We start from the raw sequence: 17,958 nt of genomic DNA, 5'->3' as shown, positions 1-17,958 counted from the left end.
GCCCACTTGCGCGGGCAGGGGACAATGGACGGTGGCCCGGCTGGACGGCGGGGCCATTTCGACCGTGTGCCGTACATGCCGTGGTGCATGAAGGGCACGTATGAACGGTGCGGACCGTACGAGGAGGAGAAGACATGGCGGAGCCCACGCCGCGTCGCAACGAACCGCGGCTACGCCCCGCGCCCCTGCTCTTCGAGCCCACTCAGGTGGCCGACGACCCCGAGCACTTCTTCGACCTGGAGTCGATCGACGACCCGCGCGCGCTGCTGACCCGCGCCACGGAGCTGACCCAGGCGTTCCGCGCCGCGACCGACCGCGCGGTGGAGTACCAGGCGATGGCGGCGGCCCAGCTGGCCGACCCGCGCCGCTTCGACCGGCTGACCACTGCCGACATCGCGGAGCGGGCCGAGTGGACCGAGGACTACGCGCGGAAGATGGTCGAGTACGGCCGTGAGCTGCTGCGCGGTGGCGGGGAGAACGCCAGCGGGGGCGGCAGCAGCGACCATGGCCACGGTCACGTCGACCCCGTCTGATTCGGTCCGGTCCGATTCGGTCCCGGTCTGATCCACTTCAGTCCGGTCCGATCCAGCCCGGTCCAGAAAGTCCGTGCGGCATATTCAGGTGGGCAAGGTACTCCACCTTGCCCCCTCCCGTCCCGGTTTCCGGCAACCCTCGGAGACCGCATGCTCACTGCCGGTAGATCTAGATGCCATGAGCAGCACACACTCTGACGTATCCGGAGTCACCTCGGAGGGGGCCGTCTGGCTCGCCTCCGCAGGAACGTATCCGCGCAGCACGCTCTCGCTCTGGGCCGAGCGGCCCACCGCCCCGCTCGTCCTGCCCTGCGGCACCGCGTTCGACGTCGTCAACGTGCCCGCCATCTTCGGCCGCAGGATGCTCGACCGCCTCTGGGACGACGGGCCCGGCTCGGGCCCGGTCGCGGCCTACCGGGGCCGGATACTCCTCTTCGCGGCGCTGGGGACGGCCCAGCGGCTGCCGTCACTCCTGAGGTGGGAGGAGTGGGGCTCCGCCAGCGATGTCGGCGAACTCGGTAATGGCACTGATGGCGGTGATGGTGGCGCCGGACGCCGCCGCCTCACGATTCCGCCGCTCCTGTGCCACGGCCGCGGCGACGCGGTGACGGTCCCCTCACTGGTGACCGACGAGCCCGAACACGGGGAGGAAGAGGGCGATCCCCGCCCCGAATCGCGCTGGGTCGTCGCCCCCGACACCAGCCGTCCCTGGCTTCCGGGCCCGGAAATTCTGCTCTGGGCGGCCGTACGAGCGGCCCGTGCCGCGGTCTCCAGTGGGGTGCGGATATCGATTTTTCCTCCCGCCGATCAGGGTGCTAAGGTCTACGACGTCAGCAAGCGCCGCTAGCTCAGTTGGTTAGAGCAGCTGACTCTTAATCAGCGGGTCCGGGGTTCGAGTCCCTGGCGGCGCACGTTGTCGATTGGCGAGGCTGTTCACCAACAGCCTCGCCAACGTCGTTTCAGGACCCCCGGCCAAACCTCTTAGCCGGCTTCCGTGATCTGCACCGTCCACGCCCCCGAGGGCGTACGGCTCTCCACCTCGACGCGGACGTTCTCGCCGGGCACCGTGAAGCTCTCCCCGAGGGCGATGGGCGCGTCCGCGAGGGGCGGGTAGACGGAGTCCTCCCAGCAGGCCTCGGTACGCGGATGGGCGTCGACCACCTCGACCGGGCCACCGCCCGACTGGGCCCCGCCGCGCACCCGGTAGACGAGCACGCCCTGTCTGCAGGTCGCGCTGTCGTTGCCTGTCGCCCCCCGTGCCTCGAAGGCGAGCGCCCGGTCGACCCCGGTGCGCACCACGGCCAGCTTCACCCCGTCGCCCTGCCCGAAGACCGGCGCACCGGCTCCCGTACCCCCACCGCCATCCGCACCCGCACCCGCACCCGCACCCGCACGTGCGTATACGGTCGCAGCCGGATGTGCCCCCAGCGATTCCAGAGTCAGCCGGGTCGATCCTCCCCCGCGTACGCACACCACTTGGCGCGGTTCCAGCCACCCGAGTTTCCACTTGTGCCAGGCGAACAGGTCCGGCGCCAGACCGAACTGGCTGCCCATCAGGTCCCAGTCGCCGACGTACGTGTCCCAGTCGCCCTTTCCGTCGACCGGCCGGTGGTAGAGGTCCGGCAGGTCGAAGACGTGGCCCGTCTCGTGGGCGAGGACGAGCCGGTCCGGAGGGTGATTCTCGAAGACGGTGACGACCCGGCGGATGTCCGTGCCGTCGGCGCGCAGCGGGACGTCCAGGTTGACGACCTTCGTCGCGTCGGAGTCGACGCCGGGAGCGTCCGGGTCGGCCACGAAGTAGACGACGTCGTAGCGCGAGAAGTCGACGTCGCGGTCGGCGGCGGCGAGCGCGTCCCTCAGGTAGGCGGCGCGGTGGGCTGCACTCCAGTCCCGCTGTATGGCGTACGCGGTGGACGGCCGCGGCATCCGGAGCCAGTTCCGGAGCGGGTGCGGGCGCAGCGTGAACTTGCCGTACGAAGCACGGGCGTAGAAGTCGCTGGTGGCCGGGAAGTGGTCGGCGGCGAGTGCGGCGGGGGTGCTCCGCGGGCGCGCGTCCGGGAAGGACAGGAACACCATCACGGCGTCAAGGGCGCGGGACGGTCGCGGATAGGCGGCGTTCCAGGTGTCCAGGCCCTCCGAGTGGTGGGCGTCGGTGCGCTGAAGAGCGCAGGGCTGCGCCGAGAAGGGTTCGGCGACCGAGGGTCCCGCGATGAGAGAGGTGGCGGCGAGGGCAGTCATGGTGGTGAGAACGGCAGCCGTGCTGCGCAAGCGGGGGTGCGCTCCGGCGCACGCGAGCCCCTTGAATCCCGCCAGGGCATCACGGGTGAGCCCCTTGAGGGGGAGCTGACGCGGCACGCAGACCTCCGGGTGCGGATTTCGGGGATACCGCAGCCCAGCCTGTGTGATCTTGCGTTTGTATGCCCTGTTTGTCTGCACCAGAAGGGTGATTGGGCGGCGATCGAGCGGTTGACCAGCGACGATCGGGAGCGGGCAGACGGGTGACCATGCATGTGGGAGCTCACCCTTTGTGGAGCGACACCCCGAATCACTCACGGAACGTCACAACCGATCGCGAGCGAAGGAACCCGTCCAGGCGCGGGCAGAAACGATCTGTCAGAACTGCCGGTCGTTCGTGGACACTGGACAGTGGCTGGAAGGGCTTCGGGCCAGCCTCTATGATCGGCACACTTTCCTGGCACTTCCCTGACACTTTCCTGCACGGACAAGGCCAGGGCGGCGGTTTGCCGCCCGGTAGGCCGTCCGACGGGATCCACATGAAGACCGAGTGCACTGCGGGAGCGAGCGGTGAGCGGAACGTCCCAAGGGCCGGCGCCCGCGGTAGATCTCGTCCGGCCGGCCGTCACAGAGAGTAACTCCGACGTGTCTTCCGCGTCGTCCACGCCATCCATGCCTTCCACGCCATCCGTCTCGGCGACGTCGGCCGCGTCGGCTGCGTCGGCTGCGTCGGCTGCGCGTTCCGCCTCGTCGACGCCCTCTTCCCACGCGGCTGCCGGTACAGCCATGATGCGGGCCGCGTTCGCGGCGGCGCCGCTGGCGATGGCCGTGGTGGACCGTGAGGGCCTGGTCGTCGCGGCGAACGAGTCCCTGGGTGCGCTGCTGGGCATCGACCCGGAAGTGGCGGCCGGGAAGGTGGCCGCCGATCTGGTGGACCTGCCGTCCGACACGCGCGCTTGGCACGCGTACCGCGAGGTGCTGCGCGGCCGGCAGGCACGGCTGCGCTGCACACGACGTCTCAAACACCCGGAGGGGCACTCCCTCTGGGCCCAGGTAACGGTCACCCCGCTGGCGGCGGACACCTCGGAGGCAGGGGAGGAAGGGGCAACTGCGGAGGGGGCGCAGGCAGTTCGGGGATACGGGAGCCAGGGCGTCCTGCTGTCCGTGGCCGACATCAGCTCACGCCGTGAACTGCAGGCGCGGCTGCGGCACTTGCAGATGCACGATCCGGTGACCCGGCTGCCCAACCGGACGCTGTTCTTCGAGCGACTGTCGGCGGCGCTGGAGGCGGAGTCGTACGAGCAGAGCGGGACGGGCCGGATCGGCCTGTGCTACCTGGACCTCGACGGCTTCAAGGCCGTCAACGACACCCTCGGCCACCGCGTCGGCGATCGACTGCTCGCCGCCGTGGCCGAACGTCTCACGCGGTGCGCGGAGGAGGCGGGCCTGGCCCGGCGGAACCCGGGCGCTGTCGCCCCGCTGGTGGCGAGACTGGGCGGCGACGAGTTCGCGCTGCTGATCGAGGACTCGACGGGCACCGACCAACTGGCGGACCTGGCCGAGTCGGTGCTGAAGTCCCTCCAGCTTCCCTTCGACCTCGCCGGTCAGCGGGTGTCGGTCTCCGCGTCCATCGGCGTCGTGGAACGGCATGCGGCGGGCACGACCCCCACCGGTCTGATGCAGGCCGCGGACACGACGCTGTACTGGGCGAAGGCCGACGGCAAGTCCCGCTGGACACTCTTCGACCCCGAGCGCAACGCCCACCGCATGACCCGCCAGGCCCTGTCCTCCACCCTCCGGCCGGCCATCGAGCGGGGCGAATTCGCCCTGGACTACCAGCCGTTGGTGGGCATGGAGGACGGCCAGGTGCACGGCGTGGAGGCGCTGGTGCGCTGGCACCACCCCCAGTTCGGCACACTGACGCCGAATCGGTTCATCGGACTGGCCGAGGAGGACGGCTCGATCGTGCAGCTGGGGCGCTGGGTCCTCGCCACAGCCTGCCGACAGGCCCGCCGCTGGCAGCTCGAACGCCCGGACGAGCCGCCGATCTTCGTGAGCGTCAACGTGGCCGTGCGCCAGGTCTGGGACTCGGACCTGGTGGCGGACGTCGCGGAGATCCTCGCGGAGACCGGACTGCCGGCCCGTCTGTTGCAGCTGGAACTGACGGAATCCGCGGTCATGGGCTCCGCCGGCCGGCCCCTCCAGGCACTCCAGGCCCTCAGCGACATGGGCGTGGGCATCGCGATCGACGACTTCGGCACGGGGTACTCGAACCTCGCCTACCTCAGCCGGCTGCCGGTGTCAGTACTGAAACTGGACGGTTCTTTCGTCCGTGGGTTCCAGTACGAGGGTGAGGGCGTCGCGCCGAACCCGGCCGACGAGATCGTCGTCGAGGCGATGATCCAGCTCGCGCACCGGCTGGGTCTGACGGTCACCGCCGAGTGCGTGGAGACGGCCGCCCAGGCCGGCCGCCTGCGCCGCATCGGGTGCGACACGGGGCAGGGGTGGCTTTATTCGCGGCCGGTGGGGGCGGATCGGATCTCTGTGCTGATGGAGGGGAAGGCTTGCCGGCGGGGGTGATGCCGCTCCGCTGCGGGGGTTCCTTCGCTGCGGGGGGGGTCCCCTTCGCTGCGGGACGCGGGGGAATCTCCTTCGCCGCGGGGTTCCTTCGTCGCGGGGTCTCCGTCAGTTTGTGGGCAATCCGTAGGCGTCCGCTATGAGTTCGTACGAGCGCAGACGCAGCTCGCCTCGGTGGGCGTGGGAGACGAGCATCAACTCGTCGGCTCCCGTGCGCTTTTGGAGGTCGTCCAGGCCGGTGCGGACCTCGTCCGCCGTGCCGTGGACGATGTTCGTCATCCAGGAACTGACGAACTCCCTTTCCATCGGGCTGAATTCGTACGCCTCCGCCTCCTCCGGGGCAGGGAACAGGCCGGGGCGGCCCGAGCGCAGGCGGGCCATGTTGAGGCCCATCGCCAGTACCTGACGGCGGGCCTCGTTCTCGTCGTCGGTGGCGAGAGCCGAGACGCCGATCAAGGCGTAGGGGGCGTCCAGGACGTCCGAAGGCTGGAAGGACTCGCGGTAGAGGTCCAGGGCCGGGACGGTGTTCTGCGCGGAGAAGTGGTGCGCGAAGGCGAAGGGGAGGCCCAGTACACCGGCCAGGCGGGCGCTGAAGCCGGAGGAGCCGAGCAGCCAGATGGGCGGGCGGTGGGTGGACTGGACTCCGCCCGGGGACGTCGACTGGATCGGGCCCGGGATGGCGTGGATGCGGTGGTACGGGTGGCCGGTCGGGAAGTCGTCGTCCAGGAAGCGGGTCAGCTCGGCGAGCTGCTGGGGGAAGTCGTCGGCACCTTCGTTGAGGCGTTCCGTGCGGCGGAGGGCCGCGGCGGTGGCACCGTCCGTGCCGGGGGCTCGGCCGAGACCCAGGTCGATGCGGCCCGGTGCCATGGCTTCGAGGGTGCCGAACTGCTCCGCGATGACGAGGGGGGCGTGATTGGGGAGCATCACTCCGCCGGAGCCCAGGCGGATGCGGTGGGTGTGGGCGGCGAGGTGGGCGAGGATCACGGCGGGCGAGGAGGAGGCTACGCCGGGCATGGAGTGGTGTTCGGCGACCCAGTAGCGGTGGAAGCCGCGGGATTCGGTGAGGCGGGAGAGGGCGACGCTGGTTTGCAGCGCGTCGGTGGCGGTGTGGCCGGAGCCTACGGTGACCAGGTCGAGGACGGAGAGGGGGACGGGGGCGGTGCCCTGTGTCCTGCCTCGGATCTCGTCCGGCGTCGCGTCCGGCGTCGTGGCTGCCGTGGCGTCCGGCGTCGCGTCTGCGGTCACGGTGGGTGCCTCCTGCTGCTGTTCTGGTGCGGTGCGCTGTCCTCGGCGGAGCAACAGGAGGGGGGCTCCGTTTTATTCCCGGGGATGTTTTTCGCCCCCGCCGCCCCTACCCGTCCCATCCCGAACCTGGGGGCTCCACCCCCAGCCCCCCGCCGCGCTGAACGCGCTTGTCCTCAAACGCCGGACGGGCTGAGGGTGGGACCGCGGCGCGTCAGGCCTGGACCAGGGATTCCCTTGTGAAGAGCGTGCCCAGGGAGGGGGCGTTCACTTTGCGGGTCGTCAGCCTCAGGGCCTCCCAGACGGAGACCTGGTTTGCGGTGAGGACCGGCTTCGCCAGGTGTTTCTCCAGGGTCGCGATGTGGGACGCCGTGTGCAGTGCCGTGTCCGGGAGGAGCAGCGCCTCCGCGTCCGACTCGGCGGCGAGTGCCTCCCTGGCCAGCGATGTCAGCTCGTCCTCTCCCCACTCCCCCACTTCCGCCGCCGTGACGATCCCGGCGCTGTGGATCGCCGTCACTTCGATCCCCGCCGCCCTCAGGAACTCCGCGAACAGTTCCGCCACGTCCGCCGGGTACGTAGCCCCGATCGCCACCCTCCGTACCCCGAGTTCCCGCGCCGCGTGCACGAAGGCGAACGACGTCGAGGACGCCGGCATGCCCGCGGCCTGGGCAAGGGTGCGTACCTGTTCATGGGCGCCCTTCCACCCGTACACGAAGCTGCCGCTGGTGCACGCCCACACCACCGCCTCCGCGCCGGACAGACGCAGCGCCTCGACGCCCGCCGCGAGGCGGTCCGCCGAGCCCATTTCCAGGAGCGCGTCCACCCGGTGCGCGTCCTCGCCGATGTCCGTATGGACCAGATCCAGCCGGATGTCGCTGCCCAGAAGCTGCTCGATGCGCTGGTAGTCGTCCTCGGCGGAGTGGCCCGGGTAAAGGAATCCGAGTGCCGTCATGTCCAACCTTCCCGCTCTTGTTCTTCGCGTTCCTGTGCGCGCTCCTGCCGCTCTTCCGGCAGTGCCTGGGCCTGCCAGGCGCGTGCCGACTCGTCCAGCAGCGCCTGATACGGCCCTACCGCCCGGGTACCCACTCGACGCAGCGCTGCCCACATCGTGACCTGGTTGGCCGAGATCACCGGGATGCGCAGTTCGGCCTCCAGCTGCGCGATGACGTCGTACGTGGGGAGGTTCGTGCAGCTGATGAACAGCGCGTCCGTCCGGGTCCCCGCCGTGGCCTGCCTCGCCATGTCCGCCACCGCCCGGTACGGGACCTTCCAGATGTGCCGGGTCAGGCCCATGTACGCGCATCCGGTCACCGTGACGCCCGCCTCGGCCACGTACTCCTCCAAGGCCCGCGTCACCGACACCGTGTAGGGCGTGACGAGGGCCACCCGGCGTACGGACAGTTCCGTGAGTGCTTCCAGCAGCGCCCCCGAGGTCGTCACCGACGGGACCTCGCCCGCCCGGGTCATCGCCTCGCACATCGCCCGCTCACCGGCGATGCCGCCGACGAAGCTGCCCGAGGTGCAGGCGTAGGCGACGATCTCGGGGGCGATGACGTTGAGGGTGCGTACCGCGTCGCCGAGAGTCTCGTGCTCGCTGACCAGGCGGGCCAGGTCGAGGCTGACCTCCACGGGGACATACGGCGTGCGGGTGAGGTGGAGGGACACGTCGTCCGGGACCCAGCGCCACAGCTCGCGGTCCAGGGCGAAATCGAAGGGTGCCACTACGCCTACGCCGCGTTGCGGGCGTGGTCCACCGAGAAACGACACATCCATGACAGGCACCGGCCTCACAGTGAGGAACGAAGGGGCAACGGACCGTACGCACGCCCGTGTTGACGAAGGTAGGTTCGGGTGCGAGCGTGGTCAATCCGCGCATGTCAGACACCCGGCCGCCTGGCCACCCAGTCGCCCAGTCGCCCAGTCGCCCAGTCGCCCAGCAATCAAGCCTCCCCGATCGGAAACGGCTCCCGATGCCCGCGCTCCCCACGCTCCTCGTGCTCGACGCCGACCCCCCGCCCCGCCTCGGCCGGCTCACCGGACGCGCCCGGATCATGCACGCCGACGAGTCCACGCTCGCCGGGCAACTCCCGTACGCCGATGTCCTGCTCGTCTGGGACTTCGCCTCGCACGCCGTGCGGGCCGCCTGGCCGGGCGAGGGGGCGCGCCCGCGCTGGGTGCATACGGCGAGTGCCGGGGTCGACCACTTGATGTGCGCCGAACTCGCCGCGTCCGACACCGTGGTGACCAACGCGCGAGGCATCTTCGACCAGCCCATCGCCGAGTACGTCGCCGCCCTCGTCCTCGCCATGGCCAAGGACCTGCCGAGGACCCTGCACCTCCAGCAGGGGCACGAATGGCGGCACCGGGAGTCGCAGCGGGTCGCCGGGACGAAGGCCTGTGTCGTCGGGTCCGGACCCATAGGGCGGGCAATCGCCCAGTACCTGAAGGCACTTGGCGTGAAGACGGCGATCGTCGGGCGTACCCCGCGTACCGGCATCCATGGGCCCGACGACCTCAACCGGCTGATGGCGCGCGCCGACTGGGTGATCGCCGCAGCTCCCCTCACCGCCGACACGCACCACATGTTCGACACCACCCGCTTCGGCGTCATGCAGCCCTCGGCGCGTTTCGTCAACGTCGGCCGGGGACAGCTGGTCGACGAGCCCGCGCTCGCCGAGGCGCTGTCGAAGCGGTGGATCGCGGGCGCCGCTCTCGACGTGTTCGAGCACGAGCCGCTCACGCCGGACAGCCCCTTGTGGGAGGTGCCCGGGCTGATCGTCTCTCCGCACATGAGCGGCGACACGGTGGGCTGGCGCGATGAACTCGGTGAGCAGTTCGTGGAGTTGTACGAGCGGTGGGAGGCGGGGAAGTCGCTGACGAACGTCGTCGACAAGCAGCGCGGGTACGTACCCGGACACTGACCACTGACCACTGACCCGACCGGAGGGGCGGACGATGACCGAGCTGGCCGAACTCACCGCGACCCAACTCCTCGACGGCTACCGCAAGGGCGAGTTCAGCCCCGTCGACGCCACCCGCGCGGCCCTGGAACGCGCCGAGCAACTCCAGCCCGTCGTCAACGCGTTCGTGCGCATCGATGCCGACACGGCGCTCGCGCAGGCCCGCGAGTCCGCCGACCGGTGGCGGCGCGGTGAGCCCGCCGGGCTCGTGGACGGCGTACCGACGACCGTCAAGGACATCATCCTGCTGCGCGGTGCTCCTACCCTCCGGGGCTCCAAGACCGTTGACGGTGGCGGTGATTGGAGCGAGGACGCGCCTTCCACCGCCCGATTGCGCGAGCACGGCGCCGTCTTCCTCGGCAAGACGACCACCCCCGAGTACGGCTGGAAGGGCGTCACCGATTCGCCGTTGTCCGGTGTCACCCGTAATCCGTACGACGCCTCGCGCACCGCCGGTGGGTCGAGTGGCGGGAGTGCCGCTGCCGTGGCGCTCGGCGCCGGGCCGCTGTCCCTCGGGACGGACGGCGGAGGCAGTGTCCGTATCCCGGCGGCGTTCTGCGGGATCTTCGCGCTGAAGCCGACGTACGGCCGTGTCCCCCTCTATCCCGCCAGCGCCTTCGGGACGCTCGCGCACGTCGGCCCGATGACCCGGACCGTGGCGGACGCGGCGCTGCTGATGGATGTGATCAGCGGCCCCGACTCCCGTGACTGGTCGGCGCTCGGGCCGCCCGTCTCCGGTTCGTTCGCGGGCTCCCTGTCCGGCGGAGTCCGGGGGCTGCGGGTGGCCTACTCGCCGTCCCTCGGTGGTCAGGTCGCGGTGCGTCCCGAGGTGGCCGGCGCGGTTCGGCGGGCGGTGGAGCGGCTCGCGGAACTCGGGGCGTACGTCACCGAGGCCGATCCCGACTTCACCGACCCGGTGGCCGCCTTCCATACCCTGTGGTTCAGCGGGGCCGCCCGGGTCACCCAGCGACTCGGGGCGCGGGAGGCCGAGTTGCTCGATCCCGGGCTGCGGGAGATCCGGGCGCTGGGGGGTCGCATCAGCGCGCTCGACTATCTGGCGGCGGTCGACGTCCGGATGGAACTCGGGCGGCGGATGGGCCTGTTCCACGAGTCGTACGACCTGCTGGTGACCCCCACTCTGCCGATCACCGCGTTCGAGGCGGGAGTTGAGGTGCCCGTCGGTTCGGGGCTGCGGCGCTGGACGGGGTGGACTCCGTTCACGTACCCGTTCAACATGACGCAGCAGCCCGCCGCGACCGTCCCTGTGGGGGTCGACGGGGACGGTCTGCCGGTGGGTCTGCAGCTCGTCGCGGCCCGGCACCGGGACGATCTGGTGCTGCGGGCCGCGCACGCGCTGGAACTGGAACAGGCACTCGATCCCGGCAGGTTCGATCCCCGCGGAGTCAGGCCCGGCGGAAGCTGAGCGTCTCCCCCGCCGCGCCCGAGCGCCACAGGTCGTTGCAGGCCTGAGCCATCTCCGGCAGGCCCTCGACCACCTCGCCCCACACCGTGCCCGGCACCCAGCCCACATCGCCGTTCAGCAGCAGGTTGTTGCGCTCGTAGAACAGGGCCAGGTCCACGAGTGTCGTTCCGGGCCCGACCTCACGGTCGTAGCCGTACGCCTTTGTTCCCAGCTCCGCTCCGGCGAACGCGAAATAGCAGAGATCTCCCGGGATCGGGGTGACTGTCGGGTTCTCCAGCGGTGGTTCCGATTCCGCGAAGGGGGTGAAGAGCGCGTATATCTCGTTGCGCGCGTACTTGGCGTGGTAGACGTCGCCGGACAGCGGCAGGGCGTTCCACACGGTCGCGCAGGTGATCGGGGCGCGGTCGGTCAGGAGTTTCGCCGTGCAGTGGATTTTCCGGGCGGCCAGTGACACTTCGATGTATCGGTCATCACCCTTGTGTTCCATGCCTCCCATGCGTTCCCCGCATTCCCTGATGCATAACTCGTGCACTCTCGGGTAGCCGCGCGGCCATGGTTCCATCAACTGCACCATCACTCGCACCACCCTGTCTCAGACGCCGGTCGCTGTTCGCGGGGGTGGCGGCGCTCGGCGCGCTCGGTACGGTCGGCTCCCTCGGCACCGTCGGGTGCAGCCGGGTGTCCGCCGCCTCCGGTGTCGAGGGCGGTGACCTCCTCGACCGGCTTCGGGCGCAGGGCGTCGTGCGGCTCGGTATCGCCGGTGAGATACCCCAGGGATTCATCGACAAGGACGGCGAGCTGACCGGCGAGGCGCCCGAATTGGCCAGGGTCATCTTCAAGCGGCTGGGGGTGGACCGGCTCCAGCCCGTGCCCACCGAGTTCGGCTCGCTCATTCCCGGACTGAATTCACAGCAGTTCGATGTCGTGGCCGCCGGGATGTATGTCAATCCGGAACGCTGTGAACAGGTACTCTTCGCCGATCCTGACTACCAGATGCTCGATTCCTTCATCGTCCGCAAGGGAAATCCCAAGGATCTTCACAATTACCGGGACATCGTCGAGAAGAAGGCCAAACTCGCGACCGGAACCGGATATGCGCAGATCCAGCACGCAGTCGAGGCGGGATACAAGGAGAGCGACCTGCTCATCGTGCCCGACCAGGTGGCCGGGCTGAACGCCGTCGAGGCCGGGCGCGTCGACGCGTTCTCCGGTACGGCGGTCACCGTCCGTCTGGTCGCGAAGAAGTCCCGCAAGGCGGAGGCCGCCGATGCCTTCGCCCCGATCATCGACGGCAAGCCGCGTGTCGACGGGGGTGCCTTCGCGTTCCGGCTGACGGAGACAAAGCTCCGGGACGCCTTCAACGTCGAGTTGCACAAGCTGAAGAAGAGCGGCGAGGTGTTCCGCATCCTGCGGCCGTTCGGTTTCACGCAGGACGAGATGACCGACCTGACCGCGAAGGAGTTGTGTCGCGGATGACCTCAGGACTCTGGGAAATCGTGCTCAGCGGAGTCTGGGTCACAATCCAACTCCTTCTGTTCAGCGCCCTGTTGGGCGGCGTCGTCGCCTTCGTCGTCGGGATCGCGCGGACCCACCGGCTACGGTCCGTGCGCTTCCTCGCGGGCTTGTACACCGAGGTGTTCCGCGGGACCTCGGCACTCGTGATGATCTTCTGGGTGTACTTCGTGCTGCCGCCCGCCTTCGGCTGGCAGCTGGTGCCGATGTGGGCGGGCACGCTCGCGCTCGGGCTGACCTACGGGGCGTACGGCACGGAGATCGTGCGCGGCGCGCTCAACGCCGTCGAGCCGGCGCAGCGGGAGGGCGGGATCGCGCTCGGGTTCACGCCCTGGCAGCGGATGCGGCTGATCCTGTTGCCGCAGGCGGTGCCGGAGATGATCCCCTCCTTCGGCAACCTGCTGATCGAGCTGCTCAAGGGCACCGCGCTGGTCTCCGTCATGGGCATGGGTGATCTGGCGTTCAGCGGCAACCTGGTGCGGCTCGCGCTGCAGGAGAGCGCGGAGATCTACTCGTACATCCTGGTGATCTACTTCGTGATCGCCTTCCTCCTCGCCCGGCTCATGCGTGGGCTGGAGAAGCGGCTGAAGCAGCCGACGGGAGGTGCCGCGTGAAGTGGGACTGGGGCGCCGTACGCGATTTCATGCCGCAGTTCTGGGAGGGGCTGCTCGTCACCCTCCAGGCGCTGGCCCTCGGGTCGTTGATCTCGTTCACGCTGGGGCTGGTCTGGGCGCTGCTGATGCGGACGCCGACCCGCTGGGTGCGCTGGCCGGTGGGGGTGGTCACGGAGTTCGTGCGGGACACTCCGCTGCTCGTGCAGCTGTTCTTCCTCTTCTATGTGCTCCCCGAGTGGGGCATCGCCGCCTCCGCGCTGACCACCGGTGTCGTCGCGATCGGGCTGCACTACTCGACGTACACCATGCAGGTCTACCGCGCCGGTATCGAGGCCGTGCCGCCGGGCCAGTGGGAGGCGGCCACCGCGCTCAGCCTGCCCGTGCGGCACACCTGGACGGCGGTGATCCTGCCGCAGGCGGTGCGCCGGGTCGTACCGGCGCTCGGCAACTACGTGATCGCGATGCTCAAGGACACACCGCTGCTGATGACGATCACCGTGCTGGAGATGCTCGGCGAGGCGCGGCTCTTCTCGCAGGAGCACTTCCAGTTCACCGAGCCGCTGACCGTGATCGGCGTCGCCTTCATCCTCATCTCCTTTCCCGCCTCCCTCCTCGTTCGAGCTCTGGAGCGACGCCTTGCCAGTTGACACCCCCACCCCAGTGGAAACTCCCTCCGAACTCGTCCGGCTGGACCAGGTGACCAAGCGGTTCGGTGAGCAGACCGTTCTCGACCGGCTGAGCCTCTCCGTCGAGGCGGGGCGGCATGTCACGCTCATCGGTCCTTCCGGGTCCGGCAAGACGACGATCCTGCGACTGCTGATGACCCTGGCCAAGCCCGACGAGGGCACGATCACCGTCGACGGGGAGGCACTGTTCCCGGCGCCCGAGAAGCAGGTCCGCGAGGTGCGGAAGAAGATCGGGATGGTGTTCCAGCACTTCAACCTCTTCCCGAACATGAGCGTGCTGCGCAACATCACCGAGGCGCCCGTCACCGTCCTCGGCCTGCCGAAGGAGGAGGCGGAGGCACGCGGGCGTGAGCTGTTGGAGCTGGTGGGCCTCGCGGACAAGTGGGACGAGCGTCCGTCCCGGCTGTCGGGCGGGCAGCAGCAGCGGGTGGCGATCGCGCGGGCGCTGGCCATGCGCCCGCAGGTGCTGCTGCTCGACGAGGTGACCTCGGCGCTCGACCCCGAGCTGGTCGCGGGCGTCCTCGACGTGCTGCGGGACATCGCCCGCAGCACCGACATCACGATGCTCTGTGTGACCCATGAGATGGGTTTCGCCCGGGACATCTCCGACCAAGTGCTGATGTTCGATTCTGGCCATGTGATCGAGTCCGGTCCGCCGGAGAAGATCTTCAGCGATCCGGAGCAGGACAGAACGCGCGAATTCCTCAGCGCGGTGCTCTGACCGTGCGGAAAAGGGCGCCATGGCGAATTTCGACATGCCAGTGGCATGTGCCAGATGAACAAGGCCCCTGATGAGAGGCCGCAACCCGGGCGACAATCTCGTCAACGCCCCCTCCACATAGACCCCTTGGCGGCTATCGTGGAGGGGATTGGCTGTCCGGATCACGGCTAAAAGCAAGCCAGGGGGAACACCGTGGCTCTCAAGCACGAGCCGACCGCGCCGCACCACTCGACCCAGGACGCCCTGCGCGTCCTGGAGACAGTGGCGCGACACTCCGCCGGTGTCACCGACGCCGAAATCGCACGTCAGACCCGCCTCGGCACAGACCGGCTCACCCCCCTCCTGCGCATGCTGCGCCGCGAGGGGTACGTCGAACAGGCGGCCGACGGTTCGTACATCACCGGCACCGCCCTCAGCCGCCTCGGCTCCGCGCACGGCCATGACCAGGCCCTGCGCGCCCAGCTCCAGCACACCCTCGACCGACTGCGCGACTCGGTGGGCGCGGCCATCTACATGAGCCGGTACGTCGACGGCGAGATCCATGTCACCCAGTGCGCGGACAGCGCGGCGACCCCCGCGGTCAACGAGTGGGTCGACTTCCGCTCGGCCGCGCACGCCAGCGCGATCGGCAAGAGCCTGCTGGGCCAGCTCGACCACAACAGCCGCCGCGACCATCTCGCCCGCCACAAGCTGGCCCGCCTCACCTCGCACACGATCACCAACGAGCGGCTGCTGCTGTCCCGGCTGGAGACCCAGCCGGCCACGGTGCCGGTCCTGGACCTCCAGGAGTACGCGGTCGGTACGGTCTGCGCGGCGGTCCCGATCACGGCCGGCTCGACGGTCGGCTGCCTCGCCCTTTCACTCCCGGTCCGCCACGCCCACCGCCTGCGCCAGGCGGCGGAGCGGCTGAACCGGAGCGCGGCGCCTGTACTGCTCTCGCTGGCCATTTAGCCCGTGATCGAGGCAGGGCTACCTGGTCCGGAGCACCCTCCCGGACCAGGTAGTATTTTCTCTGTCGCCAGCCGCGAGAGCGGTCGGCGAGAGTCATGCGCCGCTAGCTCAGTTGGTTAGAGCAGCTGACTCTTAATCAGCGGGTCCGGGGTTCGAGTCCCTGGCGGCGCACATAAAGAGAGAGCCTCTCGCAGCTGCGAGAGGCTCTTTCGCTGTCTGCTGAGCAGTTCCTCATCTACTGAGCAGCTCCTCGCGCCCCCGCTCCCGGTACCGCGCCACCAGGCCCGTCACATCGTCGGCGGTCAGTCTGCGGTACGTCGGTTCGCCCGGCGGGCGCCACCACACCGGGTCCGGGCAGCGGAACCCCTCGCGTCTGAGGCCTGCCCGGTGGATCTTGTTGGTCGCGGTGACCGGCATCCGCCGCACGACCCGTACGAACCGGGGCGCCATCTTCGTCCCCAGGTCGGGCTGCGCGGCCAGGAAGCCGGTGAAGGCGGCGGGGTCGAAGGTGCCGGCCAGCGTCGCCATGACCTGGTCGCCGGCCACCGGGTCCGGCACCGCGTACACGGCGACGGCCACCGCGCCCTCGTACCGGGCGAGGATGTTCTCGATCGTCGCGGCGGCCAGGTTCTCGCTGTCGACGCGCAGCCGGTCGTCGGCGCGGCCCGCGAAGTACAGGAAGCCGTCCGTGTCCCGGTAGAAGAGGTCGCCCGTCCAGTACCAGCCGTCCCTGCGGCGGGCCGACTCCGCCTCCGGGTTGCGCCAGTAGCCCTCGAAGGGGTTGGCGCCCCGGTTCACCAACTCGCCTATCGCATCAGTGCCGTTGAGCAGCCTGCCCGAGGCGTCCTGAACCGCCGGCGGGCACTCGGCACGGGTCGCCGGGTCGACCACCGCGAGGTCGTCGTCCGGTGCCGCCCGGCCGACGGCGCCGGCCGGGGTCCCGGGCGTCCACCGCACCGCCGCCCCGCCCTCCGAGGACCCGTACCCCTCGACCAGCCTCACCCCGAACCGCCGTTGGAAGGCCGCCGCGTCCACCGCCCCGGCCTCCGTGCCGAAGCCCAGCCGCAGGGGGTTGTCCCGGTCGTCGGGCCGGGCGGGCGTCGCCAGCAGGTACTGGACCGCGCGGCCCACGTACGTGAAGTAGGTCGCCCCGTACCGGCGTACGTCCGTCAGGAAGCCGGAGGCCGAGAAGCGGTGGCGCAGCGCGACCCCGGCGCCCGCCGCCAGGGCCGGTGCCCAGTCCGCGATCACCGCGTTGCCGTGGAACATCGGCATGCAGACGTAGTGCACGTCGTCCCGGCGCACCCCGAAGCTCGCGGCCAGCGTCCGTCCCGCGGCGGCGAGCCTGCCCTGGGTGCAGATCGCGGCCTTGGGGGCGCCGGTCGAGCCCGAGGTGAAGTAGAGGAGGAGACGGTCGGCGGGAGTGGCGCGTGAGGCGTCCGGTTGGGCGTCGGCGTACGGGGCCAGGAGGTCCTCGTACTCCTGCGTGTCGGTCAACAGGAGGCGTACGCCGGGGAGTTCGAGGCCGGTGAGGAGCGGGAGGTGGGTGCGCTCGGTGATCAGGACCGGGCACTCGGTGTGCAGGATGTCGCGGGCCAGTTCGGGACCCCGGCGGGTGGGGTTGATGCCTGCGACGGCGGCACCGGCGAGGGCCGCCGCGCTCAACCACAGGGGATATTCAGGCGTGTTGTCGAGCAGGACGCCGATGTGCGGTTCGGCGCCCGGCGGCAGCAGGTCCGCCAGGAGCGCGGCCCTGGCCGCCGCGCCCGCGGCCACCTCGTGGTGCGTGAGCGTCCGGTCCTCGCACCACAGCCCCGGACGGTGGTCGCCCCACCGCGCCGCCACGAGTTCCGCGACCGTCTGTTCCGTCCCCGACACCATGGCCGCGCACCATAGTTGACGTACCGTCAGATGTGGAGGGTCACGGCGACTCCGTGGTCACTTCCCAGCCCTCGGGAAACCCGTCGACCGTGCCGGAGTCGGTGCCGTAGTCGGTGTCGCTGTAGCCGCTGTCCCCGCCGAAGAACATGTCGTCGATCGGCTCGAAGACATGGCTGTACGTCACCATGAACCCGACGCAGAACACCACGAACATCCCGAGGAATCCGAGGATGCCGGCCAGGGCCAGCCCGTTCCGGACCGGGCTCGGACGGTGCGCCGTGGCGTTGACGCGCTCGCCCTCGCTGTAGAAGACGGTCACGAAATCGCCCTCGAGAATCGTGCCCGAGCCGCCCGACTCCTCGAAGCGGACGGTGCGGCCGTCGCGCGCGACGAACTCGTACACGTGGTGCAGCGTCGTGTGCACGGAGGTGTCGCCGGAGCCGCCACTCGTGGTCGTGTACGTCCGAAGGCAGCGCGCCTCGGCGGTCAGGCCGCTGTTCCAGGCGCGGCGTATCCGCAGCGCCCGGCGGATCACGAACACCGCCACCCCGACGACCACCACGATCATGAGCGTCGGCACCCCGTAGAACATGAAGTCCATGGCCGTTCCCCCGGTCTCTCGT

General features: G+C 69.9%; 17 protein-coding genes and 2 tRNA genes. 12 read left to right on the top strand and 7 right to left on the bottom strand.

What is annotated here, in order from left to right; all coding sequences use genetic code 11:
* The first annotated feature begins 134 nt into the window (after window positions 1–134).
* From OG734_RS31140 to OG734_RS31130, 3 genes are all read left to right on the top strand, one after another.
* Complete coding sequence (locus OG734_RS31140) at window positions 135–533, top strand: hypothetical protein (protein ID WP_330290759.1); 399 nt, start codon at window positions 135–137, stop codon at window positions 531–533.
* 178 nt (window positions 534–711) lie between these two features.
* Window positions 712–1,380 (top strand): hypothetical protein, encoded by a 669-nt coding sequence (locus OG734_RS31135; RefSeq protein WP_330290758.1) that lies wholly within the window; start codon window positions 712–714, stop codon window positions 1,378–1,380.
* Window positions 1,371–1,444 (top strand) — tRNA-Lys (locus tag OG734_RS31130). Before OG734_RS31135 ends, OG734_RS31130 begins: the two co-directional genes overlap by 10 nt.
* Window positions 1,445–1,514: 70 nt before the next feature.
* On the opposite strand, the gene OG734_RS31125 is transcribed toward OG734_RS31130, so the two are convergent.
* Window positions 1,515–2,888, bottom strand: a complete 1,374-nt coding sequence (locus OG734_RS31125; protein ID WP_330290757.1) for a M6 family metalloprotease domain-containing protein — start codon at window positions 2,886–2,888, stop codon at window positions 1,515–1,517.
* A gap of 450 nt (window positions 2,889–3,338) precedes the next feature.
* On the opposite strand from OG734_RS31125, the gene OG734_RS31120 reads away from it, so the two are divergent.
* The gene (locus tag OG734_RS31120) at window positions 3,339–5,348 is read left to right on the top strand and encodes a putative bifunctional diguanylate cyclase/phosphodiesterase (RefSeq protein ID WP_330290756.1); all 2,010 of its coding nucleotides are present in this window, start codon (window positions 3,339–3,341) and stop codon (window positions 5,346–5,348) included.
* Between the two features lie 105 nt (window positions 5,349–5,453).
* Here OG734_RS31120 and OG734_RS31115 read toward each other — a convergent pair whose 3' ends face one another.
* The 3 genes from OG734_RS31115 to OG734_RS31105 all read right to left on the bottom strand — a co-directional run bounded on the left by OG734_RS31115 (window position 5,454) and on the right by OG734_RS31105 (window position 8,360).
* The gene (locus OG734_RS31115; RefSeq protein WP_330290755.1) at window positions 5,454–6,590 is read right to left on the bottom strand and encodes an LLM class flavin-dependent oxidoreductase; all 1,137 of its coding nucleotides are present in this window, start codon (window positions 6,588–6,590) and stop codon (window positions 5,454–5,456) included.
* A 211-nt stretch (window positions 6,591–6,801) separates the two neighbouring features.
* A complete protein-coding gene (locus OG734_RS31110) occupies window positions 6,802–7,539 on the bottom strand; it encodes a maleate cis-trans isomerase family protein (RefSeq protein ID WP_330290754.1) in 738 nt (245 codons plus the stop codon).
* The gene (locus OG734_RS31105; protein WP_330293852.1) at window positions 7,536–8,360 is read right to left on the bottom strand and encodes a maleate cis-trans isomerase family protein; all 825 of its coding nucleotides are present in this window, start codon (window positions 8,358–8,360) and stop codon (window positions 7,536–7,538) included. The genes OG734_RS31110 and OG734_RS31105 overlap by 4 nt, the downstream gene beginning before the upstream one ends.
* A gap of 197 nt (window positions 8,361–8,557) precedes the next feature.
* On the opposite strand from OG734_RS31105, the gene OG734_RS31100 reads away from it, so the two are divergent.
* Together OG734_RS31100 and OG734_RS31095 are read left to right on the top strand one after the other, a co-directional pair.
* A complete protein-coding gene (locus OG734_RS31100) occupies window positions 8,558–9,508 on the top strand; it encodes a D-2-hydroxyacid dehydrogenase (protein ID WP_330290753.1) in 951 nt (316 codons plus the stop codon).
* A gap of 34 nt (window positions 9,509–9,542) precedes the next feature.
* Window positions 9,543–10,970: an amidase gene (locus tag OG734_RS31095; protein ID WP_330290752.1), complete on the top strand. Its 1,428-nt coding sequence runs from the start codon at window positions 9,543–9,545 to the stop codon at window positions 10,968–10,970.
* On the opposite strand, the gene OG734_RS31090 is transcribed toward OG734_RS31095, so the two are convergent.
* On the bottom strand, window positions 10,951–11,466 hold the full coding sequence (locus OG734_RS31090) for a DUF3830 family protein (RefSeq protein WP_330290751.1): 516 nt from the start codon (window positions 11,464–11,466) through the stop codon (window positions 10,951–10,953). The genes OG734_RS31095 and OG734_RS31090 overlap by 20 nt on opposite strands.
* Window positions 11,467–11,522: 56 nt before the next feature.
* Between OG734_RS31090 and ehuB the strand changes: the two genes are divergently transcribed.
* From ehuB to OG734_RS31060, 6 genes are all read left to right on the top strand, one after another.
* Window positions 11,523–12,446: an ectoine/hydroxyectoine ABC transporter substrate-binding protein EhuB gene (ehuB, locus tag OG734_RS31085; protein ID WP_330290750.1), complete on the top strand. Its 924-nt coding sequence runs from the start codon at window positions 11,523–11,525 to the stop codon at window positions 12,444–12,446.
* A complete protein-coding gene (gene ehuC, locus OG734_RS31080) occupies window positions 12,443–13,096 on the top strand; it encodes an ectoine/hydroxyectoine ABC transporter permease subunit EhuC (RefSeq protein WP_330290749.1) in 654 nt (217 codons plus the stop codon). Before ehuB ends, ehuC begins: the two co-directional genes overlap by 4 nt.
* On the top strand, window positions 13,093–13,743 hold the full coding sequence (gene ehuD / locus OG734_RS31075; protein WP_330290748.1) for an ectoine/hydroxyectoine ABC transporter permease subunit EhuD: 651 nt from the start codon (window positions 13,093–13,095) through the stop codon (window positions 13,741–13,743). The genes ehuC and ehuD overlap by 4 nt, the downstream gene beginning before the upstream one ends.
* Window positions 13,733–14,503, top strand: a complete 771-nt coding sequence (gene ehuA / locus OG734_RS31070; RefSeq protein ID WP_443064950.1) for an ectoine/hydroxyectoine ABC transporter ATP-binding protein EhuA — start codon at window positions 13,733–13,735, stop codon at window positions 14,501–14,503. Before ehuD ends, ehuA begins: the two co-directional genes overlap by 11 nt.
* A gap of 192 nt (window positions 14,504–14,695) precedes the next feature.
* Complete coding sequence (locus OG734_RS31065; RefSeq protein WP_330290746.1) at window positions 14,696–15,454, top strand: IclR family transcriptional regulator; 759 nt, start codon at window positions 14,696–14,698, stop codon at window positions 15,452–15,454.
* 97 nt (window positions 15,455–15,551) lie between these two features.
* Window positions 15,552–15,625 (top strand) — tRNA-Lys (locus OG734_RS31060).
* A gap of 60 nt (window positions 15,626–15,685) precedes the next feature.
* On the opposite strand, the gene OG734_RS31055 is transcribed toward OG734_RS31060, so the two are convergent.
* Together OG734_RS31055 and OG734_RS31050 are read right to left on the bottom strand one after the other, a co-directional pair.
* The gene (locus tag OG734_RS31055) at window positions 15,686–17,335 is read right to left on the bottom strand and encodes an AMP-binding protein (RefSeq protein WP_330290745.1); all 1,650 of its coding nucleotides are present in this window, start codon (window positions 17,333–17,335) and stop codon (window positions 15,686–15,688) included.
* A gap of 40 nt (window positions 17,336–17,375) precedes the next feature.
* The gene (locus tag OG734_RS31050) at window positions 17,376–17,936 is read right to left on the bottom strand and encodes a DUF3592 domain-containing protein (RefSeq protein ID WP_330290744.1); all 561 of its coding nucleotides are present in this window, start codon (window positions 17,934–17,936) and stop codon (window positions 17,376–17,378) included.
* Window positions 17,937–17,958: the final 22 nt, after the last annotated feature.

This window comes from Streptomyces sp. NBC_00576 (genome assembly GCF_036345175.1).
Taxonomy (GTDB): domain Bacteria; phylum Actinomycetota; class Actinomycetes; order Streptomycetales; family Streptomycetaceae; genus Streptomyces.
Note: the sequence above shows the minus strand (reverse complement) of the source record. Positions and strands in the feature narration are given on the sequence as shown.